General features: G+C 62.9%; 24 protein-coding genes and 1 pseudogene. 4 read left to right on the forward strand and 21 right to left on the reverse strand.

The window, feature by feature from the left end; all coding sequences use genetic code 11:
• Window positions 1–84: 84 nt before the first annotated feature.
• The 5 genes and pseudogenes from ACVIYL_RS37415 to ACVIYL_RS37435 all read right to left on the reverse strand — a co-directional run.
• Window positions 85–285 (reverse strand): annotated as a pseudogene (locus ACVIYL_RS37415) (acetyl-CoA C-acyltransferase); the annotation flags it as partial.
• A gap of 352 nt (window positions 286–637) precedes the next feature.
• A complete protein-coding gene (locus tag ACVIYL_RS37420) occupies window positions 638–1,318 on the reverse strand; it encodes a cupin domain-containing protein (protein WP_456780901.1) in 681 nt (226 codons plus the stop codon).
• A gap of 91 nt (window positions 1,319–1,409) precedes the next feature.
• Window positions 1,410–2,720 (reverse strand): tetratricopeptide repeat protein, encoded by a 1,311-nt coding sequence (locus ACVIYL_RS37425; RefSeq protein ID WP_456780902.1) that lies wholly within the window; start codon window positions 2,718–2,720, stop codon window positions 1,410–1,412.
• Window positions 2,717–3,592, reverse strand: coding sequence for a glycine reductase (locus tag ACVIYL_RS37430; RefSeq protein ID WP_456780903.1), 876 nt, complete (start codon window positions 3,590–3,592; stop codon window positions 2,717–2,719). The genes ACVIYL_RS37425 and ACVIYL_RS37430 overlap by 4 nt, the downstream gene beginning before the upstream one ends.
• Window positions 3,593–3,611: 19 nt before the next feature.
• Window positions 3,612–4,787: an MFS transporter gene (locus ACVIYL_RS37435; protein WP_456781926.1), complete on the reverse strand. Its 1,176-nt coding sequence runs from the start codon at window positions 4,785–4,787 to the stop codon at window positions 3,612–3,614.
• A 185-nt stretch (window positions 4,788–4,972) separates the two neighbouring features.
• On the opposite strand from ACVIYL_RS37435, the gene ACVIYL_RS37440 reads away from it, so the two are divergent.
• A complete protein-coding gene (locus ACVIYL_RS37440; RefSeq protein WP_456780904.1) occupies window positions 4,973–5,908 on the forward strand; it encodes an AraC family transcriptional regulator in 936 nt (311 codons plus the stop codon).
• On the opposite strand, the gene aspT (ACVIYL_RS37445) is transcribed toward ACVIYL_RS37440, so the two are convergent.
• Together aspT (ACVIYL_RS37445) and aspT (ACVIYL_RS37450) are read right to left on the reverse strand one after the other, a co-directional pair.
• A complete protein-coding gene (aspT, locus tag ACVIYL_RS37445) occupies window positions 5,883–7,577 on the reverse strand; it encodes an aspartate-alanine antiporter (RefSeq protein WP_456781927.1) in 1,695 nt (564 codons plus the stop codon). The genes ACVIYL_RS37440 and aspT (ACVIYL_RS37445) overlap by 26 nt on opposite strands.
• A gap of 26 nt (window positions 7,578–7,603) precedes the next feature.
• A complete protein-coding gene (gene aspT / locus ACVIYL_RS37450) occupies window positions 7,604–9,295 on the reverse strand; it encodes an aspartate-alanine antiporter (protein ID WP_456780905.1) in 1,692 nt (563 codons plus the stop codon).
• Window positions 9,296–9,657: 362 nt separating this feature from the next.
• Here aspT (ACVIYL_RS37450) and aspD point away from each other — a divergent pair, with 362 nt between their 5' ends.
• Entirely contained in the window at window positions 9,658–11,283 is a 1,626-nt protein-coding gene (gene aspD, locus ACVIYL_RS37455) for an aspartate 4-decarboxylase (protein ID WP_456780906.1), read from the forward strand.
• A gap of 105 nt (window positions 11,284–11,388) precedes the next feature.
• Here the strand turns inward: aspD and ACVIYL_RS37460 are convergent, their stop codons facing one another.
• The 12 genes from ACVIYL_RS37460 to ACVIYL_RS37515 all read right to left on the reverse strand — a co-directional run bounded on the left by ACVIYL_RS37460 (window position 11,389) and on the right by ACVIYL_RS37515 (window position 20,821).
• A complete protein-coding gene (locus tag ACVIYL_RS37460; RefSeq protein ID WP_229189086.1) occupies window positions 11,389–12,126 on the reverse strand; it encodes an outer membrane protein in 738 nt (245 codons plus the stop codon).
• 215 nt (window positions 12,127–12,341) lie between these two features.
• On the reverse strand, window positions 12,342–12,608 hold the full coding sequence (locus ACVIYL_RS37465; RefSeq protein WP_456780907.1) for a hypothetical protein: 267 nt from the start codon (window positions 12,606–12,608) through the stop codon (window positions 12,342–12,344).
• A 211-nt stretch (window positions 12,609–12,819) separates the two neighbouring features.
• On the reverse strand, window positions 12,820–13,140 hold the full coding sequence (locus ACVIYL_RS37470; RefSeq protein ID WP_456780908.1) for an HdeA/HdeB family chaperone: 321 nt from the start codon (window positions 13,138–13,140) through the stop codon (window positions 12,820–12,822).
• On the reverse strand, window positions 13,137–13,433 hold the full coding sequence (locus tag ACVIYL_RS37475; protein WP_456780909.1) for an HdeA/HdeB family chaperone: 297 nt from the start codon (window positions 13,431–13,433) through the stop codon (window positions 13,137–13,139). Before ACVIYL_RS37475 ends, ACVIYL_RS37470 begins: the two co-directional genes overlap by 4 nt.
• 53 nt (window positions 13,434–13,486) lie before the next feature.
• Window positions 13,487–14,008, reverse strand: a complete 522-nt coding sequence (locus ACVIYL_RS37480) for a universal stress protein (protein WP_456780910.1) — start codon at window positions 14,006–14,008, stop codon at window positions 13,487–13,489.
• A gap of 97 nt (window positions 14,009–14,105) precedes the next feature.
• Window positions 14,106–14,528, reverse strand: coding sequence for a hypothetical protein (locus ACVIYL_RS37485; protein ID WP_456780911.1), 423 nt, complete (start codon window positions 14,526–14,528; stop codon window positions 14,106–14,108).
• Window positions 14,529–14,556: 28 nt separating this feature from the next.
• Entirely contained in the window at window positions 14,557–15,489 is a 933-nt protein-coding gene (locus tag ACVIYL_RS37490; protein ID WP_456780912.1) for a DUF2950 domain-containing protein, read from the reverse strand.
• A complete protein-coding gene (locus tag ACVIYL_RS37495) occupies window positions 15,486–17,207 on the reverse strand; it encodes a DUF3300 domain-containing protein (RefSeq protein ID WP_456780913.1) in 1,722 nt (573 codons plus the stop codon). Before ACVIYL_RS37495 ends, ACVIYL_RS37490 begins: the two co-directional genes overlap by 4 nt.
• A gap of 99 nt (window positions 17,208–17,306) precedes the next feature.
• Entirely contained in the window at window positions 17,307–18,629 is a 1,323-nt protein-coding gene (locus tag ACVIYL_RS37500; protein WP_229189525.1) for a TAXI family TRAP transporter solute-binding subunit, read from the reverse strand.
• Between the two features lie 91 nt (window positions 18,630–18,720).
• On the reverse strand, window positions 18,721–19,134 hold the full coding sequence (locus ACVIYL_RS37505; protein WP_253609252.1) for a hypothetical protein: 414 nt from the start codon (window positions 19,132–19,134) through the stop codon (window positions 18,721–18,723).
• A gap of 24 nt (window positions 19,135–19,158) precedes the next feature.
• Entirely contained in the window at window positions 19,159–20,391 is a 1,233-nt protein-coding gene (locus ACVIYL_RS37510) for an HlyD family secretion protein (RefSeq protein ID WP_456780914.1), read from the reverse strand.
• The gene (locus tag ACVIYL_RS37515) at window positions 20,384–20,821 is read right to left on the reverse strand and encodes a hypothetical protein (RefSeq protein WP_194295332.1); all 438 of its coding nucleotides are present in this window, start codon (window positions 20,819–20,821) and stop codon (window positions 20,384–20,386) included. The genes ACVIYL_RS37510 and ACVIYL_RS37515 overlap by 8 nt, the downstream gene beginning before the upstream one ends.
• 155 nt (window positions 20,822–20,976) lie before the next feature.
• Here ACVIYL_RS37515 and ACVIYL_RS37520 point away from each other — a divergent pair, with 155 nt between their 5' ends.
• Together ACVIYL_RS37520 and ppk2 are read left to right on the forward strand one after the other, a co-directional pair.
• Window positions 20,977–21,432, forward strand: coding sequence for a hypothetical protein (locus tag ACVIYL_RS37520; RefSeq protein WP_057017151.1), 456 nt, complete (start codon window positions 20,977–20,979; stop codon window positions 21,430–21,432).
• 23 nt (window positions 21,433–21,455) lie between these two features.
• Window positions 21,456–22,256, forward strand: coding sequence for a polyphosphate kinase 2 (ppk2, locus tag ACVIYL_RS37525; RefSeq protein WP_456780915.1), 801 nt, complete (start codon window positions 21,456–21,458; stop codon window positions 22,254–22,256).
• Between the two features lie 42 nt (window positions 22,257–22,298).
• Here ppk2 and ACVIYL_RS37530 read toward each other — a convergent pair whose 3' ends face one another.
• Both ACVIYL_RS37530 and ACVIYL_RS37535 read right to left on the reverse strand, forming a co-directional pair.
• Window positions 22,299–22,733, reverse strand: a complete 435-nt coding sequence (locus ACVIYL_RS37530; RefSeq protein WP_057017289.1) for a hypothetical protein — start codon at window positions 22,731–22,733, stop codon at window positions 22,299–22,301.
• Window positions 22,734–22,824: 91 nt separating this feature from the next.
• A complete protein-coding gene (locus tag ACVIYL_RS37535; protein ID WP_456780916.1) occupies window positions 22,825–25,575 on the reverse strand; it encodes a decarboxylase in 2,751 nt (916 codons plus the stop codon).
• Window positions 25,576–25,754: the final 179 nt, after the last annotated feature.

The following is a 25,754-nucleotide window of genomic DNA, read 5'->3' on the forward strand; positions in this document are numbered from 1 at the left end:
CGGAGGCGCCTCAGCATTTTTTGTGCCAGCACAATTGCTATTGCAGCGCGACGCAGGACTCGGGGTGCCTGTCGGGAAACTTGCCCCGATCAAGATGGTGCCCGTCACGCCAATTGGATGACCCAACGCGATCGAACCTCCTTTGACGTTGATCTTGTTTCGATCGATCCGCAGGTCGCGGATGTACTTCTCCACGGCGACGGCGAACGCCTCGTTGACATCGAACAGGTCGATATCATCGAGAGTCAGTCCGGCCCTGGCGAGCACCTTGAGGGTTGCGGGAACAATATCCGCGGCCGGCGCGACAATCTGCACAGTGGGAAGCGCTTCGTAGCGCCCCATGCTCGCGCTGCCTGTCGTGAGATTTTTCTTGATCTCCGGGTGCACACGTCGTGCACACGCGGCCATCTAACCAACTGAAAATCTTGAACTCTCGCTCCAATCCATCATCGGGGCAACGGAAAATTTCTATGTCATCTCAATTGCCTAGCCGCAACATCGGTTCAATGCAACATGATGTTTCGGAGCGCTGCCCGGCCGAAACAGGCCCGGCCCAACCAAAATATCGAAAACAACCCCATGCAAAGTAGCTTCGCCATTGCAGGGAGCTCAACGGAGGCGGTCAGAACTGTACCGGCTACCCGGGAAGTCGACAGACATCCGGATGCAGCAGCGGCGCCTCCTTGATCCAGATTTTCGCGCCCTGCGGGCCCACCGTCGCTTTCAGGTCGACGCCGGCGGGTAGCCGACCCCAGCCCTGCGGCTGCAGCGTCTCGCCCCCGATCGTTAGTCCCCCCGATAGAACAAAGAACTCGAGCCCGCGCGCGTTCGCAAGGCTGATCGTCTCACCCGGTCGCCAGTCTTCAAGGCGGACCTCTTCGTCGCCGTCCTTAAATAGAATGCTGACGCTGCTTGCACCGGGGCGCGGCGCAACCTGTTGGCCCTCACCTGGCTGACGCACGACCTGGGTCCGGTCCTCGTCCCGGAACTGCCAGAGCCGCACGAAGATGGTGCAGCCGTCCTTCGAGGCGGGAACATGTGACGTCCCCGGAGGGTTGCGGAAGTAGCTGCCCGCGGGATAGTCGCCATGCTCATCCTGAAAGGTACCTTCAAGGACGACAATCTCTTCTCCACCGCCATGCGTATGACGCGGGAAAGCGCTGCCGGGAGCGTAACGCACGATCGAGGTGGCGTGCGCGACTTCGCCGCCAATGCGGAACAGCATGCGCCGATCCACGCCGGCCGACGGACTGGCCACCCAGTCCAGCTTCGAGGCGTGAACGATAACAGGCTTCGACAGATCATCGTTGATGCGCATCATTACTCTCCCTCAGGCGGCGCCATCCGAAACCCACCACTTCGCGATTTCGGATCTCTTGGCCAGTGCAGGTCCCTAAACCAGGACACGTTCAGATGCCCGCGAGCGGAACGCCACTCGCCGCATTCTGCGGTCGTCGTGACGCGATCAGCCGCCGCGCCTCGTCGGCGCGACCACTGCGCAGCAAGGCGCAAGTGACGGAATATTCCAGCAGGTCGCGCTGCGCGCGGCTGCCTCCAACCCTTTCATGGGTTGCCAGGACGGGCGTTAGCTCATCGACGACCCGTGTCCAGTCGCCCTTGGCCAAACCATCGAAGCCGCGCGCGATGGGCACCACCATGTCCGCGGCGGGTCCCTTCGGGTTCTCGATGATCCTCGCCAAGGCCTCCGCATCGCCGGCCATTGCAAAGGCGAGCGCGCTGTGCATGTCGGCAAAGATGATCCCCGAGTTGGGAAACCACTTCGCCGCATACTGGCTGATCTCGCTCCACAGTTCCGGATACCGCGGCTCGCCCGCCATCTCGGCGCGTGCAAGGAACGAGGCGCAATCGGTGAGGACATTGATTTGCGGCCCCCACGAGCCGCCCGGATGCAGCGCCTCACGATAGATCTTCCAGGCTTGATCCCGCCTGCCGGTCTCCAGCGACCACAGGGCAAGATGCCAACTGATGTGGCAATGCAGTTGCGCCTCGCGTGGGTAAGCGGCGTTCCATTGCTCGAGATAAGCCAGCCCCTCCTCGCGCTGTCCCTTCTCATAGAACAGATGGGCCTTGATATGCGCAGCGTGAGCGTTGCGGGGACAACCACGAAGGGCGGTCTCGATATTCCTGAAACCACTGTCGAGCCTGTGCAGCTCGATTTCGGCAAACGCGAGCACGGTTCGAAACCACCAGTCATCGCCGTAATGGGTTGCAAGCGGCTCCAGCATCGCCAGTTGCTCAACCTCGCGGCCGGACTTGCCCGAGAAGCCGATCAAGCCGAAGACACCGGTGGCCGGTGCCAGCACCATGGCATCGCGCGGCCAGTGCTTGATATGTTCGGCGATCGCCGAAACCGCCGCAGCGCCTTGACCACTCAGGATCTTGGCAAAGATAGCAATATGACCTTGCTCGCGCGAAGTCGTAGCAGGCGCTAGCGCGATCGCGCGTTCGAGCGGCGCTTTGACTTCGTTGCCGCGACCGAGCAGTTGCAGGGTTCGCGCAAGCGCAATGTGCGCCAGAGCAAAACCTTCGTCGGCGGCGATCGCGTCGCGGAATGCCTGGTCAATCCCCGACCCAGCCGAGAGCAGCTTGTCGACGCCGGCGACATATGCGTCGCGGGCGGCGGCAGAGCTTGTGCTCAAGGGGTTGCCGTACCGGTCTTCAAGAACGCCCACCCGATTTCCCATCGAACTCTCGGTCATTTTGATGACACTCCCTCCATGGAAACCTGCTTGGCCTTGGCTTGCCGCCGGCGGCGCTCGTCACCCAGCTTGAGCAGCCGCTCGCGATCCTCTGGATTTACTCTTCCATACCGGGGCCGCCAAAGGGAACCCTCCTCCTTCCACGCAAATGGCGCTTTCACAGTCGTTCGCGGCGCCGTCGCCGTGTCAAAAAGGGCGAGCGCCTGGCGCATGATTTCGCGCTGCATGTCCGGTCGCCAGGGATGCCCGCAAGGATTGCCCAGCGGGAAATCCGTGAAATAGAACCGTGGCACGCCGCAGTGCTCCACGACATCCTGCGCCGAGCCGACAATGACCGTCGGAATGCCGTTCGCTTCCAGATGCCGGGCCACCAAGCTTACGGTCTGATGACACACGGGGCAAAGGGGGCAAAGGATCGCAGCATCAGCCCCGTCTTTTCGAACCCGTGCCAGGATTTCAGGTGCATCCTCCGCGTTCGTTTTCCGTTGGCTGTATTCTGTCGGCACGCCGTGAAAGTGCCGGGTCAGTCCGACAAGGGCGCCCTCGCCGACCAATCCAAAAGCGGCTTCTACCGGCAGGAAGCTGCCCGGATCATTGGTGTGGGTCGACTCCTTGTCCCACGCAACGTTGTCGGTAAACAGCTTCCCGGGCGGCGGCGAAACCTCACCCGACCACACCCGTTTGACGCCGTCAAAATCCGGCGGACTGGCCGTGGTAATCAGTGCGATACGCAGATCCGATGACAGTTTGGCAGGTTTGATGAAAGGGACATCATCAAACCTCGCCCAGACATAGTCGTTGTCGTAACCAAGGGCACGGTAATATTGGCGCGTTCGCTCCATATATTGAACCGGGGTTTCCGCTACGCTCATTTGGATTCTCCTCGAGACGCTAGCTTGGTCGTGCGGTGGGCCGGTATGAAAAGCCGATGAGTGCCAGCAATGCGGCGACGAGTGGTGCGAACGACAGCATCAGGACGGTCGACCAGCCGAAGGACGACAGCAGCCCGCCCGACAGGAAGGAGCCGACGGTCATCGTGCCGAAGACCACGAAGTCATTGAGCGACTGAACGCGCGCCTTTTCCTCGGGACGATGGCACTCCAGAACCATCGCGGAGGCGCCGATGAAGCCGAAGTTCCAGCCGATCCCGAGCAGGCTCAGCGTCGCCCAGAAATGCACGACATCGATCCCGAGCAGGCCCACCGACGAAGAGGCCGCAATCAATACCAGCCCGACCGCGACGATCGCGGATGCGCCGAAGCGCGTGATCAAGCGGCCGGTCCAGAAACTCGGGGCGTACATCGCAATGACGTGCCACTGCAGACCGAGATTGGCCGATTCCTGAGGCAGCCCGCAGAGCTTCATCGCCAGCGGGGCTGCGGTCATGAGGAAATTCATGAGCAGGTAGGAGACGACCCCGCAGATCACGGCCAGGATAAAGCGCGGCTGCCGGGCAATGACAGCGAGCGGCCTTCCGGCGTTGAGATGCGTTGCAGTCAACGGAGGAAGCTCAACGCCCGCCAGAATAACCGCGGAGAGCGCTGCAACCACCGCCTGGCCGACAAACGTTGCGGCAAAGAGGTACGGCGCCCACAGATTCATGGTGTGCGTCACAAGCTGTGGACCGATCACACCGGCGAACACACCGCCAGCCATCACGGCCGAGAGCGCGCGCGGACGCCGTTCAGGTGCTGCGCAATCGGCCGCCGCAAAGCGGAAAGAGAGTACCACGGCCGCGTAGACGCCGCCAAAGAAGGTCCCGGCGCAGAATAGCGGGAATGACGCGTTGAGTACCGCCAGGAGCGCAATCAAGCCTGCGAGGACGCCGCTGCCTGCACCAAGCAGGAATGTCATGCGCCGGCCGTAGCGCTGCGCGACAACGCCCGCCGGCAGCGTGCACAGAGCCATGCCGACGACAAAAACCGAGACCGGCAGCGTCGCAAGTGCCTTGGTGGGCGCCAGCATGTCGCCGACCACGGCCCCGGTTGCGTAGACGACCGTGGAATTTGCGCCTGCGAGGGCCTGGGCGACGGCAAGCCTTGCGACATTGTTGCGCTCGCGGCGAATGGCGGTCGGCGCCTCATGGCTGGGAACGGAAAAATTGAAGTTCACGCTGCGGCTTGCTCCGCCGTTAGATGTCCGTCGACCGGACGTGGCCGATAGGACCGGTGGCCGGTCCACCGGGCCGTGGATTACCCGCGGCGGAGTTAAGGAGAAATCGCTGGACTTTTCCTTCTACAGATTGCCAATTTATGTCGATGAAACGTCACATTTCGCCAGGGAACGCCGGCTGGAAGACGGTCGATGCCCCGCACGGCCTCGGATCACCGAAGCCTCTGATCGTTCGGGTGCAGTCTCTTCCTGCGAGGAGCTACTTCGCCGAACACAGTCACAGCTGGAATCAGCTGGTCTACGCGATCTCAGGCGCGCTCACCGTGAAGGCTGATGGACGGCGCGTCGTCATTTCTCCGGAACAGGCCGTCTGGCTGCCGGCCGGTACGAAGCATTCGGTCGGCTCCCTGATGGGAGCGGAATTCCGGAGCCTCTGGGTCGCCAATGCGGCCGGCCAAGGCATGACGTCCGGCACGACGGTCATCCATGTGTCCCCGCTCCTGCGGACGCTCATCGTGGAAGCCGCGTCGCTGAAAGGTGAGGATCGTCGCTACGCCGCTCGCGTTATCGCGCTCATCCTCGATCAGTTGCGGCGGGCGACGCCGATCTCGGCAGCGTTACCTTGGCCCACCCACCCGGGCCTGCTGGCCCTCTGTGAAACCCTCTACGCCGATCCTGCGAATCCGCGCCACGCCGAGAGATGGGGGCGTGAGATCGGCATGTCGCCACGAACCTTGACGCGACACTTCGAGCGCGAAGTCGGCATGAGCTTGCGCGCATGGCGTCAACGTCTCCGCCTGCTCAAGGCTATCGAATTGTTGGGCAGCGACCTGCCGATCACGGAGATCGCGTTGCGTCTGGGTTACTCATCGGCCTCCGCATTCACATTCATGTTTCGCTCTGAAATGCGCGTTAGTCCCCTGCAACATCGGCGCAGTCTGGGCCATGCTGCCAGCAGAGGGACTCCATCAAGGCGTCGATCCGGATCTCAAGATTCGCCCCGCCGGGCGGCTCTCAATGGTGAGCTAAGCGCGAGCCGTCCCTGCCCCGTCATCCAGCGAAAACGACGACCATGATCGATCCCCAGGTCGTCAGCAGAATATTGGAGATCGGATAGGCGGGCGTGTAGCCGAGCACCACCACGGAGCTGCCCGAGCGCTCCTGAATGGCGGCCATCGCGGCCGTGACCGTCTGTGCGCCGGTCAAAGCGCCGAGCATGAGGATGGGGTTCATGCGCAGCACGAAATGGCCGAAACAGAAGCCGACGATCTGCGGCAGCAGGGTTACAAACATGCCACCCAGCAGCAGGCCGACGCCCGACTCCCGTATGGCGGAGAGGAAGACCGGACCGGCATGGATCCCGGTCAGGCCGACGAACGCAGCCAGTCCGAGCGACGTCATCAGGCTGATGGCGCCATCGGGGATCCGGCCGAAATACGGCAGACGTGTGCGGAGATAGCCGACAAGAAGTCCAGCGAGCAGCGTACCGACGCTGGTGCTCAGCGAGATCGTGACGCCACCAATCGAAAAGCTCAGGAGCACGCCAACGAGGCCGCCGAAGAAGATCGCGAGCCCCAGCACCACGAAATCGATGCTGGTGCTGGGCGCAACCATGACGCCGATGCTCTTGGCTGCATTCTGCACCACCGATTCAGGACCGACGACGCGAAGCATATCGCCGCGCTGCAGGACAACGCCGGCCGCGATGGGGAGAGCTTCATCGCCGCGGCTCAACGAACGCAAGTAGAGGCCGCGTGCCCAGCTCTGTTCCGACGCCTGCTGCAGACTGCTGCCTGCGAGCTCCCGGTTGATCAGGAACACGTCCGCCGAAATCACGGGGATGTCGAGCAGCTCGCGGTCCTCCACCTCCTCGCCGCGCGGTCCGATCAGTTCGACGATGGTCTGGCGCGGCGCCGACAGCGCGATGATATCGCCGGCCGCGAGCACCGCTCCAGGCTCTGTCTCCAAGATGCGCTCGCCGCGACGAATGCGGTGGATGAACACGCGTTGCCCGGGCACACGAGCTTCGGCGGCGGCCACCGACAATCCGGCGATCGCCGCCTGAGCATCCAGCCGGTAGGCACGCAATTCGAATTTGCGCCAGGCAGACGCCAGGCCGGGCTTGGCGCGCGTGATGCCCAAGGTCTGCTCCAGCTTGAGCGCCTCCGCCTTCAGATCGATCTTCAGCAGCGCCGGAACGATCAGGGTGCAGAATGTGATCACGCCGGCATAGCCGAAGATGTAGCAGACCGCGTCGGCCACCGCGATGTGCGAGACCAACAACGCGCGCTGTGCTTCGGTCACGGCGAGCCCATTGACTGCATCGGTTGCCGTACCCATCGCCGCGCTTTGGGTGAGCGCGCCCGACATGAGCCCGGCTGCAAAGCCGGCGTCGAGCCGCAGCACGCGTGCCGCGACGATCGCTGCCGCAAGCCCGGTGAGGCTGACGACAACGGCCATCAACATCGGCTTCAGCCCGTCGCGCTTCATCGCCAGCATGAATTGCGGACCGACCGAATAGCCCACCCCGAACAGGAACAGCAGGAACAGGAACGATTTGGTCATGCTGGAGACGGGCACATGCGCGAAATCGCCGACCGCGAGTCCTGCGAACAGCGCGCCCGTCACCGGGCCGAGGCTGAAAGCGCCGATCTTGAAGCTTCCGATCCAGTAGCCCGCGGCGATCACCAGGAACAGCGCGAGCTCCGGATACCGAACGAGAAATTGCGCCAGCCAGGTCAACATCGTCTCAACACGGTCCCGCGCCGCGGCTATGTCATCATCATCACCAGCACCATGCCCCAGATCGTCAGCAGCGTGTTTCCGACCGCATAGGTGACGGTGTAGCCAAGACCGGGAATCTGGCTCTTCGCGCGGTCGTTGATCATGCCCAGCGAAGCGGTCGTGGTGCGCGCGCCGGAGCAGCATCCGAGCAGGATCGCGTCGTGGAAGCGGAACACGTATTTGCCGACGAACATCGCCAGGATCAGCGGCACGGTGGTCACGACGACGCCCCAAAGGAACAGGCTGAAGCCGAGCTTTTGCAGGCCGGCGACAAATCCCGGGCCCGAGGAGATTCCGACCACGGCAATGAAGACGTTCAGGCCGACCGAGTTCATGAACCACACGGTGGGTGACGGGATGCGGCCGAAGGTTGGGTGCACGGACCGGAGCCAGCCGAAGAACAGGCCGGAGATCAGCGCGCCGCCGGAGGTGGACAACGTCAGCGGCACGCTTCCGATCTTGTAGACGAAGGCGCCGACCAGGGCGCCGATCGCGATCGCAGCCCCGATGAAGGCGACGTCGGCAACATCGGTTGCGCGGTCCGGCCGGCCCAGCATCTTTGTGGTGGCAGCGACATCGGACGTGCGGCCGACCAGGGTGAGGATGTCGCCCCGATTGATCTTGGTGTTCGGCAGGATCGGAATCTCGGTCGCGATCGCCCCCCGGGCGATCTTGCGCAGGAATACGCCGCGAGCGCCCGGTTCCTTGGCCAGTTGCTCCAGCGTCTTGCCGTCGACGTCCTTGCTGGTCACGTAGACATCGACACCTTCGATCGGCACCGCCAGCAGCTCGCGATCGTCGACTTCCTCGGCCTGCTCGCCGATCAGCTGCACCAGCACATCGCGGCGCCCGGCGACGGCGACGACATCGCCGGCATGTATCACGGTGTCGGAGGTTGCATCCACGATCTTGCCGGCTTGCCGGAGCCGGAGGACGAAGATGCGATGATCGGGAAGCAGCGCCTCGGCCTGCCCGACGGTCTTGCCGGCGACGGGTCCGCGCTCATGAACGCGATAGGCGCGCACATCGAACTGGTGCCAGGCCGTCCCTGGGCCGCCCAGCTCCTTCTTGCCGCCATGCTCCTCCTCGTATTTCTTGCACGCGGCTTCGAGATCGATCCCGAGCAGCGCCGGTCCGAGCAGCGCCAGCACGATCGCCGACCCAACCGTGCCGAAGATATAGGTCACGGCATAGGCGACCGGCATGGCATCGAGCAGCTTCTTGGCTTCGTCCGCGGGCAGACCAAGGCGATTGATGGCGTCGGTCGCGAGTCCCATCGACGCGGAGATCGTCTGCGAGCCGGCATAGAGCCCGATCGCCGATCCGACGTCGTAACCGGCGACCTTGGCGCCGAGATAGGCGGACAGCAGACAGAAGACGCAGACCACGGCCGCGAAAATCGCCTGCGGGACGCCGTCCTGCGCGATACCGCGCACGAATTGCGGTCCGACACCGTAACCGATTGCAAACAGGAACATCAGAAAGAAGAACGGCTTCAGCGGCCCTGATATAGTGATCCCGATCTGGCCGATGATGACAGCGGCGACCAGTGTCGCGGTGACCGCGCCCAGTCCAAGCCCCTTATAGGTGAAGGAACCGAAATAGTAGCCCAGGGCCAGCGAGAGGAAGATCGCAATTTCGGGATAGGTGCGGAGCGTCTGGAAGAGCCAATCGATCATGATGTCACCCGTTCATGCTGTCCCGGGGCTTCGGCGTGCGCCCGCTTCGATCTCGTGCACGGGTGCCGAAAAGGGCGAGCAACCGTATCGGTCGACATCAGACGGCGGTTGGCGAGCAGGATGTTGATCTATGTCAACCGCAGCTGCGAGAGCCTCGCGATTTCATGATCTTGCCGACACCACACATGTGCCGCGCACTCGCATCGTGAGCGACTATCCGTCGCAGCATCGTATCGCCTGCGCGTGACCGTTGACATAGATCAAGGCTCGTAACCGGTCGCCGATCATGCTGCGCGCGATTGCGCAGGCAACGGAGCCTGTCGCCTCCATTCCAACAGCATGCATCGCCCCGGGAGTGTCAAATGGCCGATCTTCTGACCCTGAAGAAATTCGAGGCGTTGAGCCCCTTCGAGATCAAGGACGAGCTGATCAACCTCGCCAAGAGCAATTCGAAGCGGAGCCAGATGCCCTTCCTGAACGCCGGGCGGGGCAATCCGAACTGGGTGGCCACGACGCCGCGCGAAGGCTTCTTCCTGCTGGGACAATTCGCCATCACCGAGAGCAAGCGGGTGATGGAGCACCCGGCGGGCATCGGCGGCATGCCCCAGGCAAGCGGCATCGCCGGCCGGTTCGAAGCCTGGCTCAAGCAGCACAAGGACATGCCGGGTGCGAGCTTCCTGACCGAGATGCTGCCCTTTGCGGTCAAGAAATTCGGCTTCGTCCCCGACGCCTTCGTCCACGAGCTGGTCGATTCGATCATCGGCGACAATTACCCGGTGCCGGACCGCATGCTGGTGCACAACGAAAAGATCGTGCACGAATACCTGATGTGGGCGGTTTGCGGCGAGCCCCGGCCGGCCGGAAAATTCGACATCTATGCGGTCGAGGGCGGCACGGCGGCGATGTGCTACCTCTTCAAGTCGCTGAAGGCCAACCGGCTGCTGGTGCCCGGCGATACGATCGCACTGGCGACACCGATTTTCACGCCCTACATCGAGATGACGCACCTGGAAGACTACGACCTGAAGGTCGTTCAGATCAGGGCTCCGCAGGAAAACAAGTTCCAGTTCACCGACGAGGAAATCAAGAAGCTGGAAGATCCGAAGATCAAGGCCTTCTTCGTGGTCAATCCGTCCAACCCTCCGGGGATGGCGTTGAGCAAGGAGACGGTTGCCAAGCTGGCCAATCTGGTCAAGACCAAGCGCCCCGACCTGATGATCCTCACCGACGACGTCTACGGCACCTTCGTGCACGGGTTCCGTTCGCTGCTGGGCGAACTGCCGCACAACACCATCGGCGTCTACTCCTATTCGAAGTATTTCGGCTGCACGGGATGGCGGTTAGGGGCGATCGCCATCCACGAGGACAACATCTTCGACAAGATGATCGCCAAGCTCCCGGACGAGGCCGTGAAGGCGCTCGACAAGCGCTACGGGCCGCTCACGCTCGAACCGCGCAAGCTCAAGCTGATCGACCGCATCGTCGCCGACAGCCGCGACGTGGCGCTCAATCACACCGCGGGCCTGTCGTTGCCGCAGCAGGTGATGATGAGCCTGTTCTCGCTCGCCGAGATGATGGACGAAAAGAAGGCCTATCAGGCCGCCTGCATGGAGATCGTCAACAAGCGCCTGTGGTCGCTGCTCGACGGCCTCGGGCTTGCCGACAAGCTGACCCCGAATCCGAGCTATGATGCCTACTACGCCCTGATCGATTTCGAGTTCTGGGCCCGAAAGAACATCGGCGACGAGGCGGTTGAATACCTGAAGAAGAACGTCCATCCGCTGGACCTCGCGTTCAGGCTGGCTGAAGCCCACGGGATCGTGCTGTTGAACGGTGGCGGATTCGATGCGCCCGAATGGTCGCTTCGCGTCTCGCTCGCGAACCTGCCCGACGATGTCTATGACGATATCGGGCGAGGCGTTCGGACCATCGCCAGAGGCTATCGCGACGCCTACGAAGCAGCGAAGGGCGCAGCCGCAAAGCGCTGACAGCGGCGCTTGCCGCACTTCGGACATTTGGTCCGGTAGCCGCCAAAACTAAAAGAAAGGCCCCGGCAAGAATGCCGGGGCCCAAATTACATCCATCCAGGGAGATCAGTATCTCGCGACGACCGGCCCGCCGAACCGATAGTTCAGGCGGATCGTCAGCAGATCCACATCCTGTCCGATCCGGTTGGCGGCGCCGGCCACGATGGGATTGACCACCGAGAACGTGTTGTTGGCATCGCCCATGAACAGACGGTCATATTCGAGCCCGACGGACCAGTTCGGGGTGAACCCGTACTCGAAGCCCACGCCGACGGTACCGCCCCAACGGGTCGATGTCGCCGACGCGACCCCGATTCCGCCGACCGTGGTAAAGATGTCATAGCGATTGCTGGTGACCGCTGCACCGCCCTTCACGTAGAACAGCGCGGCATCCCAGGCCCAGCCGAGTTGGCCAGTGAAAAGGCCCAGTCCGTCGGTCTTCGTTGTCGTCGAGAACCTCGGATCGATCAGGCTGAGGCGCGAGCTCTTCAGGTCCGCCCAGTCACCCTGTCCTTCCAGGCCGAAGACGAACTGGCCGGCCTGCCAGCGATAGCCGAGCTGTCCGCCGAAAACGCCACCGGAGCGCGAACTGCACCCGTCGGCCACGACACCACCGACGGCAGGGATGAAATCCCAGCAGGTGCGGCTCTCACCCCAGCCGCCATTCGCACCAATATAGAAGCCGGTCCAGTTGTAGACCGGCGGAGGGACCGGCACAGGCGCCGCCTTGACGGCCATGTCAGCCGACAACGCCGGCGTGGCCATGCCGATAATCGCGGCGACAGAAAGCAAAAATCTCTTCATGGAATGATCTCCGGGTCTCTTCGCGTTAAATCGAGAACAGCAGTCCTTGCGCTCGCCCAATCGGGGCAGTGATCGAAGCCTAGATGTGAGTCACGAAAAGGCGCGTGCCAAAATGGCAACACTCAAGGGCAAACGAACACCGTGCTTGGGCTGTGCTTTCAACATTCGGTGCAGCACGAAGCTCGTGCTGCCGGAGAGGAAGCGCCGGAGCCGACTCACTGTTCGACGAGCCAATCGGCGATGTTCTGCGAGGGGATCAATTGCCTGGGGAGGTGCGGATTGATGGTGCCGGCAAACACGACCAGCCCTTCGTCCAGTTTTGACCGTGCGAACGCCTTGGCTTCCGATTCGCTGGCAAATGTCCTGGTCTCGCGAGGACTGCGCGCCCTTTGAGCCAGCAGACCACGTCGGCGAATTTCATAAGTGACATACCAGATGGCCGACACCGCGACACCGGAGAGAGCGAACAGCCCTAGCGACACACCATCTTGCCAGTGGCCGCGCCTTGACCTCGGTCAAGGGCGCGGACCGTAAAAATACGGGCGCTGCGGCCCGAGTTGAGGGAGAAGCGGTTCGATCGGAAGCGCGAGTGAACCGCGACGAGCCTGCCGACCGTTGGCATCGCCGGCTTCACCTCCGACCCGAGAAGGACAAGGATGCTGTCCGCTGCCTGCGCGATCGCAGCGACGATGGTCAGCGCCAGTTCTTTTGCATCGCATTCATCACGGTGTCTGTCTTGTGCGACTTGCAGTACTTGCCGATGACCTTGCCGTTTCGCTCGACGTAGCGAAAATCGACGACGGTCAGGTTCTTCGATGCGCTGAAATAGCCCGACATCCAGGAGCTGATCAGCATTTGTCTTTCCTGGTCCGCCTCCAGCAGTTGCTTGCAGGTAATGAGGGACAGATCGACGACGACTTGGGCTTTGGCCACGACGCTCGTGGCGAGCAGTGCAACGGTCGCAACGGCAAGAATCGATGGTTTCATTGTTATCTTCCAATCCTGTTTGATCACTGGCCGGCCGTAGAGCGCTCAAGGCCGGCCATCACGGTCTGAGTGGGATTGGTCGCGCACCATGCCTTTACGCTTGCGACATTTCGCGCATACGCGTTGAGATCGACGAAGACGTATCCCTTCTTCTGATTGAACCAGCCACTCATCCAGGCAGAAAATACGGAAGAATCGCCCGGGGACATGGCGAGGTACTGCGCGCAGGTTATCCGCGCCATATCGACGCTCGTCTGCGCTTGCAGCGGGCCCGACAGCATCGCACCGGCAAGAGCCAGGCACACAGCGATTTTGTTCATTCGATTTCTCCCAAGCTCCATGCACAGTACTTTCTATCCACCGATCTGCACCCTCACTGACAGACAAGGACCGGAGTCCTTGCTTGCGTCAGCACCTTGTTTGTCACACTGCCGATGAGCAGCATGGAGAGCCCGCTGCGCCCGTGCGATGACATAACGATGAGATCGCAGCCCTTATCCGCGGCTGCCGCGATGATGGCTTGATGGGGTTGGCCGCTCTCGACTTGGCTTGTCTCGCAGGGAACGCCGGCCTCCCTGGCCGCGTGTGCGGCACGATCCAGCGCGCTCGTGGCCTCTTCCTTACGTATCTCGGCAAATCTCGCGAGCAAATCACGGTACCGCCCTCCTATTTCCGAGAGCGGCTCAACGACGAAGATGACCGATACTTTGGCTCCGAGAGATTTCGCCAGCGCCAACCCCTGCTTCACCCCTTGCTCCGCCAGTTCCGACCCATCTGTCGGAGTGAGAATGTGCCGGTACATGCCTCCCACCTCCCGGTTACCTGGATGACCTATCGCCGCCCCGCCGAATGCAGGTTGAACCTGAGCCTCGGACCCGGCCTTGAGATAGATCAATCCATCGCTCAGCGCCGCACCCCGGACGCTGGTCGTCGCGCGGCGGAGGCACCTTCCACCTGCGGCCCATCTGAGGCAGGGCGAATCGAGCCCGAGCTCAGCGCAGCGAAATCGTGAGTCCGCCCAGATTGGCGGCGAACTCCAATCCCGCTTTCGGCCCTTTGAGCATGAGAACGACGCCGTGCTCATTGCGCAGGCTCACCCCGCCTACGCCCGCGGCCCACGCGCCGCCTGCCCCGACCAGCGCGTAACTGCCGGCGAAATCGTTGACGTCCCTGATGCCTGAGGCGGTGCCCTCCAGCCAAGTCACCGACGCACCGGCAGTCACGCCGAGGCTGAAGCCGGACGCGATGAACCGATAGTGCCGCCCGCGGTAGGTCAACGTGCCGCTGCCGCCGCCGCCGCCCACCACGAGCGCGGCCTTCACGAACTTGACCTGGACGTGGCCGACGGCCTGGGCGAAGCATGGCGCGACCAAGAGGACCATCGCGACAAGCGCCAGTATGATGGAACGGATCATGGGTCGCGTCACTGCAGCCCTTCCTCGCTCAGGGATTAGTCGGATCCACTTTCTTCCAGGTGTGATCCGGATCGAAAACGATCATGCGCTTGGCGAGGAAATCGGTGCGTGAGCCGAGATCCTTCTGATAGACCGTGCCTGCGTGGTTGACCAGGAAGGTCATGACGCCGGAATTGCCGTATTCGGCGGGATAGGCGACCAGCGCGAATCCACCGATCATCTTGCCCCTCACGACATAGTTCAGCGCGCCGCCAGGAGCGTCGGAGCCCTGTGCCTTCAGGATCCGATAGTAGTAGCCGTGGTACGGCATGCTCTGCTCGCCGACCTTGTAGCCTTCCGCGGCGGCCTGGGCGGCCAGCTCGCCGAGCGGGCTTGGATCCTTGTCGTCGCGCCAGAACAACCCGTCCGTCTTGCCCGGCCTGCTGACGATGCGCTGGGCATAGGCGCCCACACCCTCGCCGCGATCCTTCTCTGCGTATTCGTTCTGTGCGTCGACATAGGCAAGAGAGGTCTGGATCGCGGCCAACTCGTTGCGGCCTATCCTGCGGTAGAGGATTTCGCGACGTCCCGCGGCGGCGTCGAAACTCCAGCCGTCATTGTTGTTGACGAGCGGGATCGGGAACGGGAAATCGTCCCTGCCCAGAATCAAGGTGGCTTTCTTGTTGCCATCAGCCTTGATCGAATGCTTGGCGTCGTAGGCAGAAAGAAAGCTCTCTCGCGCATTGGCGTCGGCGACATCGTCGCCCGACTCGATGATATCGGCGGCATCGCGGCCCAGCACCTTCAGCATCGCCCGACTGGTGCCGGTCTTGACCGCGGTTGCCAAGGCGGACGCCGCGTCTTCCGGATTGGGGAAGCCTTGCTGCGCGCGCGCCGGAGTCAGCAGCAAGGCGAGTGCTGTTGCCGTGGCCACGCCGATGGAGGCAATATGATCCAGTCGCGAGTACGAGGGGCCTGTCATCGTGATGCCTCCGACGGGGATGGAATCTTCGCGCCGGCGGCAAGCCAATCGTTGTAGCTGCGGAACTTGAGTCCGAGCTTGTCGTAATAGACCCTGAGATAGCCGTCGGCGCCGCGCGTCACCGCCGCCGGCATGACCTGCTCGACCTCCTGCGCCATCACGCCGACATAGGCCTTGCTGCTACCGAGATAGCTGAAGCGGTAGTAGCCGAGGCCGTTGGCGAGATGCCCAAGCAGCTCGATGTCGTGCTTGAGCGCGATGTCGGAGCGCCGTCCACCGCCGCCGCCGCGAAAACCACCGCCTCCGCCACCGCCGCGGAAGCCACCTCCGCCGCCGCTGAAGCCACCGCCACCACGGCCGGTAAAACTTGCGCCGCCGCCGCGCGGCATGCTGGCCATACTCGATCGCCCGCGCGCCGATGCCGCCGCCGCTGCCCGTCCGGACGATACGTTCATGGCGCCGCCACGACTGCCACCGCCGCGATTCGCCGCAGCTGCGCGGTTACCGGCATTGCCGCGGTTGGCGGCCTTTGCGCGATCGCCACCGCCCTTGTTGCCGGCACCCGCGCGGTCGCCGCCCTTGGCGCGATCGCCTGCACCTGCACGGTCACCACCCTTCGCACGATCTCCGCCGCGGTCGCCTCCACGATCTCCAGCGCGATCGCCCGCACGATCTCCGGCGCGATCACCCGCACGGTCGCCGCCGCGGTCTCCTGCCCGGTCACCTGCGCGATCTGCACCCTGGCGATCGCCCGGATTGAGAACCTGCTGACCGTCACGGCCGCGAAAGTTCATCCGATCGCTGGCACCGGCCCGATTGGCGTTGCCGCCGAAGCGCTGCTGGACGTTGCTGTTGTTGTAGCGGACGCCCTGGCGATGCGCCGGATTGTGCTGCCAGCCATTTGCGATGTTGGTGGTCCGATGATTGACATAGACGTTGCGATTGCCCCAGTTGAAGCCGCCACCCCAATAATTGCCCCAGCGCCCGATCGCCCAGCCGGCGCCGAAAGCAAGACCTGCCGCGACAACACCGGCGCCGATATAGGACGGATAGCCGAAATAGTACGGCGGGTACGCGGCATACGGCCACGCGCCGTAGACCGTGGCGGGATCGTAATAGGGCACATAGACGGTGTTCGGATCGGTCTGCTCTATGACGATGACCTGCTTGTTCTCCTGGGTCTGGACGCTGACCTTCTGCTGCTTGGTCGTCACCAGCTTGTTGTTGGCCTGCGCCTTGCTGCGCAGCCGCTGAATCGCATCCATGACGTCGGGCTGCTGGGCCAGCACGGCATCACCCAGATTCTTCGTCCAATCAATCTTGTCGCTCATCATCGCGAGCACGTCGGCGGTGCTCGTGAGCGCCTTCACGCTGTCATCCCAGGCCTGCTTGTCGACCTCGGCCTTCAGCGCATCCCCTTTCAGACTCTTGCGCTCCTTGAGCCAGCGATCGGCCTGCACGACCTCGAGCGGATAGGTCGACGCCGCCAGGACGTTGGCGAGCAGCGAGTCCGGGTAGAGCGCGATCGGCGCCACCAGGGCTTCCAGCTGTTCCGGCTTCAGGAGCTGATCGGTCGGCTGGGTTGCCGCAGCCGGCTGGCTAGCCTGGGCGGGCGGGCTGGTCTGGGCGGGCGGCTTGTCAGCCGTTTGCGCGAATGCGGCAACGGACGTCACCGACACCAGCACAACCGCGAGCAGAATCTTGCCCCAACGGAACATCGCGACCTCCATCGACACCAACGGTCGACAGCATCGGCCACGATCCCCTCCCCTCCTTGATCGAGATCAAGGAAACTGTCCTTCGGCTCAGCTTTCGACTCAGCTTTCGACCTGGCTTCCGGCCTGGCCCGGCTGTCGCGACGCAAGGTGGATGCGGCGGTCGTGAATCAGGTTCTCGAGCCGATGGGCCGCAACGTTCACCGCCGTGACGGCGCGCTCGGCCTTGTCGTCCGCGACCGGCTGCTCGCGCTGCGTACGCAGCACCTGATCGATTTCGCGCTCGATCTCTTCGAGATCCGACACACGCCTGGCCATCCGAATTCGCCCTGCCAGTGCATAAAGCGTGTCGAGCGCCTCCTTCCGGCTCGGTGCCTCGCTCGAGCGGAGAAATTTCCACGCCGCCGCGAGCACCGACGCAAGCCCGCCTGCGATCATCGGCGCCAGGAAGATCGCATTGCCCCATTGATCGAGAAAGCTCTCCCTGGTCCCCTCATAGACCGCAGCCGCCCCGGGATGCACGGGAATGTAGGCGCCCGCGTCGGTATCAGGCGTAGCGATCTGGGAGAGCGCCGGCAGTTCGGCGAGCAACTCTCGCCGCGCGTTCATGATCGACTGCGTCAGGTCGCTGATCACGTCATTCCCAAGCTTCTTCTGTGCCACCAAATAAAACGACGTCTGCAGCGTCGTCAGGTCATCAGCAGGAACAGGCGGCGAGCCGCGCAGGGTTCCCTTCGGTACGTCGAAGCTTTCGTAGGCGCGCTCTTTCTCGGCGATCGCTCCGGCGGACTCGATGGCGATCATCACCGGGCCGGCTCGCGTGGTGCGCGCGAAGACATTGCGCAGCAGCGAAAGATATTTTTCAGTCAAAGGCATGACGAGCAGGATCGCCCGTACCTCCTTGGTGTCGAGCGCCCGGCGCGCATCCGCGGGGGCGAGCGGCTTGAACGTCACGCCCGCGCGCGTCAGATCGTATTCGTCGGTCAGCACCTTGATCAGCTTCTGATTGGCTTCGGCGCCGATCACACCGATCGCGACGCGTTTCAACTCCGCCACGTCAGATATCGCAGCGCCGGGCGGCGCGACCAACAGGACGGTGGCGTGGGCCAACACGATCACGGCCTGGGCCTGCGATAGATCGCCGACGTCTCCACGGACGACCGCGAGGTCCACCTTTCCGGACGCGAATGCCTTGGCGGACTCAAGCGGTCCCGGCGTCTGGACCAGGCTGAGCCGGACTGGTGCTTTCGATTGGGCGAACTTTCCTGCGATCGCCGAGACCAGCCTCCCGGCCTCGCCGTCCAGCGACCCAACCGCGATCGTCAGGGTCGTCGGCCGCTCGTACCAGCGATAGGCGAACAGGCTCGCACCCCCCGCCAAAAGCACAAGGCCGGCCACCAGGGCGATGCGCAATGACCTCGGCAACCTGCTGGGATCCACGGCGCATCACTCGATCGGTTCGGCGCCAGCCGACAACGGTCCGGCGGCGCTGAGCCAGCGCGGGGAGCGGATGCCTCTAGATCTTGCAACGATGATAGTTGACCTCCATCCCCTCGATGCCCGGGAATTGGCGCGTAATGGTATCGTCGTCGACGGCCTTAAGGAAGAACTGCACATTCGATACCATGATTCCGGACGCGCAGCCGACGATGATGTTGATGGTCTGGCCGTCGTCCTTGCGCGATTTGATCTTGCAGTTCTCGAACTTGCTCCGGAGGCGATCGGGCTCGGCGATGAATCCGCCGCCATAGACGCCAGAGAAGTTCGTGAAGGTCAGCTGGTTCGCCCTGCCCTTGTGGGCGAACACTTTCCGGCATTGCTCGGCGCTCGTGGCCCAGGCACCCGTGAGATCGAAAGCCTGCGCGCAACCCGGCAATCCGAAGATCATGCCCGTCGCCACGATTGCGCGAAACTTACAGTCCGGTTTCATATGGTGTCTCCCCGTTCGCGCCCGTCAGTGACCGCTTAACACCAGCGTCTTGATCGGCAGCAGCAGAGCTTGAATCCGAAGCAGCAAGGCATGAACGAGTGCCGTCGCGTCGACGGCGTGCAGGGCAAAGCCTTTCAACGCCCCGGTTTTCGGATCGGCAATCTCATCATGGTTGCTGGTGTAGGCATTGACGATGCAAGTGCTGCCCGGCGTCACGCCGTCAAGGCCTCCCTTGTAAAGCGGCTCGAGGAACACGAGGATCGAACCTGGCTGTTGCAGGTTCTGCGGGTCGATCAACAGCTCGCTGGCCCGAAACTGGCCGGCGGCGATGAAATCCTGCACGCTGGTGACGACCAGCGGAATGATCACCCAGGGTTTCGACATACAGGTGGCTTCCGCGACCATGCCAGGCTTCATCACCTGGGCCTCGATCTGCCCGAAGCCCGCCTGCAACCTGTTGCGGCCCGCTTCGTCCGGTATCAGGATTCCGGCCGGCCGCATGATCTGGGCGACGAGATCCCCGGGGCGAACGAGGAATTGCTCGACGCGGCCGTTAACGCCGGCACGGACGAAGGTCTTGTCGAGATCCACTTGCGCCTGCGCCCGCGCAGCCTCGGCGCTCGCCTTCTCGGCCGGCAACAGCGTGGAGACGCGCAACGTCGCCGACTCCCTGGCGGCGCTGGCGGCATCGACGCCGGACTGCCGCTGATCAACCAGCACCTGCAGCTTCTCGATGTCACGTTGCGGCACGATGCCGGGATTGCGGCGCTGCAACTCGCTCTTCACCTCCAGTTCGTCCTTGGCCTGCTGCAAGGAGGCCTTCGCCTCCCCGATCTGAGCGTCCGCCTTTACGACGTCGGCCTGCGCCGCGATCAACGACGCATCCACCTCGGCGATCTTTCGCTTGGCGGTCTCGAGCGCCGCCTCCTGCTTCGAACTGTCGAGCCGGAACAGAACGTCCCCCTTCTTCACCGGCGCGGTGAAGCCGACATTGACCTCGACGACACGTCCGGAGCCTTCGGGCAGGATCGGCACGGTCCTGAAGTAGATCGCCGCCGAGGTTGTCGAGGGATGAAAGTAGAAGATCATCGTGATCAGCGAGATCGTGAGCATCAGGCAGCCGGTGATCCCCCATCTCAGTTCATACCAGACAGAGAAGAACGTGATCTCCTTGCCGAACCGCTTGCCTTGCCGATAGCGGCGGTAGAGGTAATCCGGCAGGATCGTCACCAGCGAGCAGATCATCAGCTCAAGCATGGTTGTGCACCTCTTGCTTCGCGGGCGTCCGGACATCGGGACCGCCGCCAGGTCCGGATTCGGCTACCGGTTCGGCAGCGCCCGGCGTGGCGTCGGCTATGCGCTCGACGGAATCTGCGATGCTGCGCATCGGCGTGCCGAAATCCGGCAGGTCGATGAGTGCCAGCAACAGGCCGGCGACCCAGAAGATATGCATGTGGGTGAAAAGCGATATCAAGCCGAGAACGGCGACGATCTCAAACTGAAGTTTCTGGCTCTTGTGCGCCATGCGCTCCGGCAGGCTGTGCAGCTTCCAGTACAGAGTGCCAACCCACAAGACGGTGGCTACGAGGAAAATGCCCATCACCACCATCAGGGTGTCCGACCCGTCGGCGCCGGGAATGAAAAACGGCAGATGATGGGGGGCCGCCGGATGCATCTGTTCGCTCAAGCCAAGTCTCCCGGTCGCAATAACACCGCAGGCGAATCCTGATCGACACTGCTGACGATCCTATCGCGCTTGCTTGATCTGGATCAAGGAAGCCGGTCGGCTCATCCCTACCGTTCCGGGGGCAAGGTGGAAGATCGGGTTAGGAGTCCCCAGCCATGCGAAACAAGATCGATGACCTGATCCCGAAGGCGCACGAGATCCAGAAGCAGGCAGCGCTCAAGGAAGCGGAGAAGGCCGAGGAGCATGCCAAGCGTGCGGCTGCTATCGAAGCCGAGAAGCGCGCGTTGATCGAGCGGCTGAGCAAGCCCTCGGGGCTTACCGAGGACGAGAAGGTCAAGCTGGCGTCGACGGTGATTCAGCGGGCGGTGCGCAATGGCTTGAGCGAGGTCCAGGTCTATCGCTTCCCGAACTCGCTGTGCTCCGACAAGGGGCGAGCGATCAATCAGATGGAGGCCGGCTGGGAGAAGACGCTGACGGGTATCCCTAAGGAAATATACCAGCTTTGGGCTGACTACCTGCAGCCGCGCGGCTACCGCATCCGCTATCAGATCGTCGATTACCCCGGCGGCATGCCCGGCGATATCGGAATCGTCATTGCCTGGGGCGACTAGTTGAAAACGATGGACGGATATCCATGGCGAAAGACAAGCCGACCGAGAAGATGAAGCGCAAGGACTATGAGGAAGAGCTGCAGAAGCTGCAGGCCCAGCTCTGCCAGCTCCAGGATTGGGTACAGGCGAACAAGCTCAGGGTCATCATCCTGTTCGAGGGACGCGATGCGGCCGGCAAGGGCGGAACGATCAAGGCCCTGACCGAGAAGGTCAGCCCGCGCGTGTTTCGCGTGGTCGCCCTGCCCGCGCCCTCGGATCGTGAGAAGTCCCAGCTCTTCATCCAGCGCTACATGCAGCAGTTTCCGGCGGCCGGCGAGATCGTGATCTTCGATCGCAGCTGGTACAATCGCGCGGGCGTCGAATATGTGATGGGGTTCTGCACGCCGGCGGAGCACAAGCGATTCCTTTCCCTCTGCCCGCAGATGGAGCAATACATCATCGAGGGCGGCATCATCCTGATCAAGCTGTGGCTCGAGGTCGGGATGGAGGAGCAGGAGCGCCGCTTCAGGGCGCGGATCGACGATCCGATGCGGCAATGGAAGCTGAGCCCGATGGACACCGAATCCTATCGCCGCTGGTATGATTACTCCCGCGCGCGCGACCTGATGTTCAAGGCGACGAGCTCGAAGCACGCGCCCTGGAACGTCATCCGTTCCGACGACAAGCGGCGGGCGCGGCTGAATTGCATCTCGTTCCTGCTGAAGACAATTCCTCACGGACGGGTCAGGCGCGACAAGGTCAAGCTCCCCAAGCGCTCCAACAAGGGTCGCTACAACGATCAGGCCGGACTGCGCGGAATGAAGTTCGTCGAGGAACGCTACTGAGAGGACAGGCCGCGCAGGGCGCGCGGCCGGCCTCCCTTGGACCTACTTCAAGCGGATGGAAACCCCGCCCACGGCGGCCGAGACTTCGGCGCCGACCTTCGGGCCGCTGAGCTGCAGGATCACGCCATTGGCGTTCTGAAGCTGCACGCCGCCGGCGCCCGCGGCGATCGCCCCACCGGCGCCTGCCGCGCTGTAGGAGCCTTCGATCGAGGCAGGCCCTCTGAGATTGAGGGCGCGCCCGACCAGCTTGGTGGTCGAGGCGCCGATCGTGAAGCCGACGCTCATGCCCGACACCGTGAACGGATAGTGCTTGCCGCGCAGCGTCAAGACGCCCTCGCCGCCTCCGACACCAACGATGAATCCACCCTTGGTGAAGATGACGGCGACCGAGCCGGTTTCAGCCAGCGACGGCGTGCTGAAGCCGGCCAATCCAATGGCCAGCATTGCAAGAGCTCCGATCAAACTCACTTTCCTCATCATGTCCCTCCAGGAACCGGTTGCGTTACGCCTTGTTGCGCAAGACTCATCGCCGCAAGAATGCGAAGACGCCTTGCGGAATCTCCTTCGTCTATGATGCAGCCTTGAACTTCGGCGCGGCCGCTCGCGGCTTGCCCATCCTGCCCAATGCCTCGGTCGTCACCAGCTTCAAGCCCTCGGCCGCGTCGTAGCCATGGATCTCCTTCACATCCAGCTTGCGCATGAAATCGATGGTCTCCTGCGTGATAACCTGGCCAGGGACCATGATCGGGAAGCCCGGCGGATAGGGAATCACGAAGTTGGCGGAGACGAGAGCGGGCCCGTTCTTCAGACGCCTGTCGATCTCGGGATCGTGCAGGCGAATATATTCGCATCCTGCCGCGTCATAGGCCGAATAGAATCCGCCACGGATGTCGCCCTCATTCGTCTTCGCGCCGGCATCGCCGCGATAGGCGTCGTGGAAATGCGAGAAGTTCGGCAAGTCGGGGACATCCTTCATTAGGCTGTTGACCCGCATGTCGAAGTCGACCCTGGCGTTCGCGCCGCCCTTGGTCAGGCCGCGATCGATTTCACCGGAGATTTCGGCCAGCACCCGGACGAGATGCGCGACGTCGCTCCGCGTATTGTTGATGTTGGACTGGATCAGGACCGAGTTGCGCGAGGTCTTGTTGACCTGGATGTTGTAGCGGCTGGCGAGCAGCCCCTTGAACGACGTTCCGTCGTACCCGGCGGTGCCGCAGACCAGCGTCATGCGGGTCGGATCGAGGCAGAACTCGTCGTCGTTCAGGCTCTTCAGGGCGCTAGCCCAGTTGGTCCCGGCCGCCAGATAGTCGGTGAATCCGCTCTCGCGGTATTGCTTCGGCACCATGGCATCCGCGCCAAGAACGCGGAAATATCTCGAAATCAACGGATTGGTGTTGACCGCGTTGCGGATGGCGAACGCGATCTCCATGGCATTGGCCACCAGTCCATATCCCTCGAGCTCCATCTGCCGGCGCGAGACGTCGAGGCTCGCGATCAGCTGCTGGTTCGGGCTGGTCGAGGCGTGCGTGAATACGGCCTCCTTGAACTGCGCTTCGACGGTGTGGAATTCGATGTCCTTGACCGCCAGCATCGAGCCCTGGCGGATCGCCGACATCGACTTGTGCGTCGAGTTGGTCTGGTAGACGCGCAGCCGGATCTGGCGCGGATCGGGGATCAGCCTGGTCTTGAGCAGAACCTCGTCGGACGGATTCTTGCCGAGCTCGGCCTGCTGTTTCTCATAGGCGGCGACCGATTTGGGATCGCGCATCCAGGCTTCGATCTCATTCGCCGCGCCCATCGCGGTTCGCCGCCTCAGGAACGGCGAAAACCGCGCGAAGCCGAACCATGCCTCGTCCCAGAGGAAGATCAGGTCAGGCTTGATCGCGAGGCATTCCTCCATCACCCGCCGCGTGTTGTAGATGTGGCCGTCGAAGGTGCAATTGGTCAGGTCGATCAGCTTGACCCGATCGAGCCGGCCATCCGCCTTCGCGTTCAGAAGCGCCTGCTTGATCGTCTGTAGCGGCACCGCGCCATACATCGAGTATTCCGTCATCGGGAATGCCTCGACGTAGAGCGGCTGCGCGCCGGCCAGCACCATGCCGTAATGGTGCGACTTGTGGCAATTGCGGTCGACGATTGCGATGTCGCCGGGACCCAGCAGCGCCTGCACCGCCATCTTGTTGGACGTCGAGGTGCCGTTGGTCACGAAGTAAACGCGGTCGGCGCCGAGCGCGCGCGCGGCCTTCTCCTGCGCCTTCTTGATGTTGCCGGTCGGCTCCAGCATGCTGTCGAGGCCGCCGGTGGTCGCGCTGCTTTCGGCAAGGAACAGGTTCAGCCCGTAGAATTCGCCCATGTCGCGGATCCAGTCCGACTTGAACACGGACTTGCCGCGCGCGATCGGCAGCGCGTGGAAGGTGCCGATCGGCCGCTGCGCATATTTCTTCAGATTGTCGAAGAACGGCGTGTCGAAGCGATCCTGCACGCCCTCCAGAATTGAAAGGTGCAGTTCGAGGATATCCTCGACGGAGTAGAACACCCGGCGCACCACATCGGCTTCGGGATTGCCGGCCAACTCCTCGACGTCGCGATTGGACATGAGGTAGAGGTCAAGCTCGGGACGGACCCGCTTCAGGATTTGCGCCAACCGTAGCGCGGACGCATCGGACTCGTCGCTGAGCCCCATGGCGCCGGTCATGGCGCGAAGCACCGGCGCATCGTGGCGCGAGCGCAGCCCGAAGCCTTCATTGATCACCACCGCCGCAATATTGGGGTTCAGCATTGCTGCACAGAAGGCGTCCTCGAGGTTGCCCACGACCACGGGCTCATAGATGAAGGCGTCGACCGGACGCCGCAGCTTGCGCCATTCCGCCAGGAGCCCGGGCCAGTTGCTGGCCGGCACCCCGGTCACGATCAGGGTCTCGAAGTAAGGACGGCGCGCCGCCGATTGTCCGAGAGTTGGGGGAAGCAGATCGGGAACGTCGCCATTGCCCTCGTCCTGCGTGCTCCAGTCACCTGCATGCTGGCGGAAGGATTTTGTCTGAAGCGCCTGCGCAATCCGCGTCGCAAGCATATGCGAGGTGGCGGCGTCGCCCGCCGCCGCAGCTTCCTTCAGCGCCGCCATCAAACGAAGGCCCGGATAGCCGTGAAACTCCTCCGTCACCGCAAGCGCCGACAGCGCCGCGTCATACGCCGCACGGTTGCCGCCCCTGCTCCATACCTTCGCCGCCTCAACCAGATCGCGCCAATTGTCGGCTCGTCCGCCGGGCCCGGAGAAGAACTGGTCGATGCGCTGCTGTGCCGGCTTCGCCTCGTTGGCCATGAGTGTCTCCCGATCTCGTGATCTCAGCGCTGGTTCTGTCCAATCGTACAAACCGGGCCCATTGCGCCCTTTGATCCAAGTCAAGCTGCAAGCTGGATTGAGACAGCCCCCCAGGCGCGCGTGATCGCGACGTCTTGCGGCGCAACAAGGCCGGATTGTCGCAGCAGTCCGTACGGCCG

This window comes from Bradyrhizobium sp. USDA 3315, from assembly GCF_054056795.1.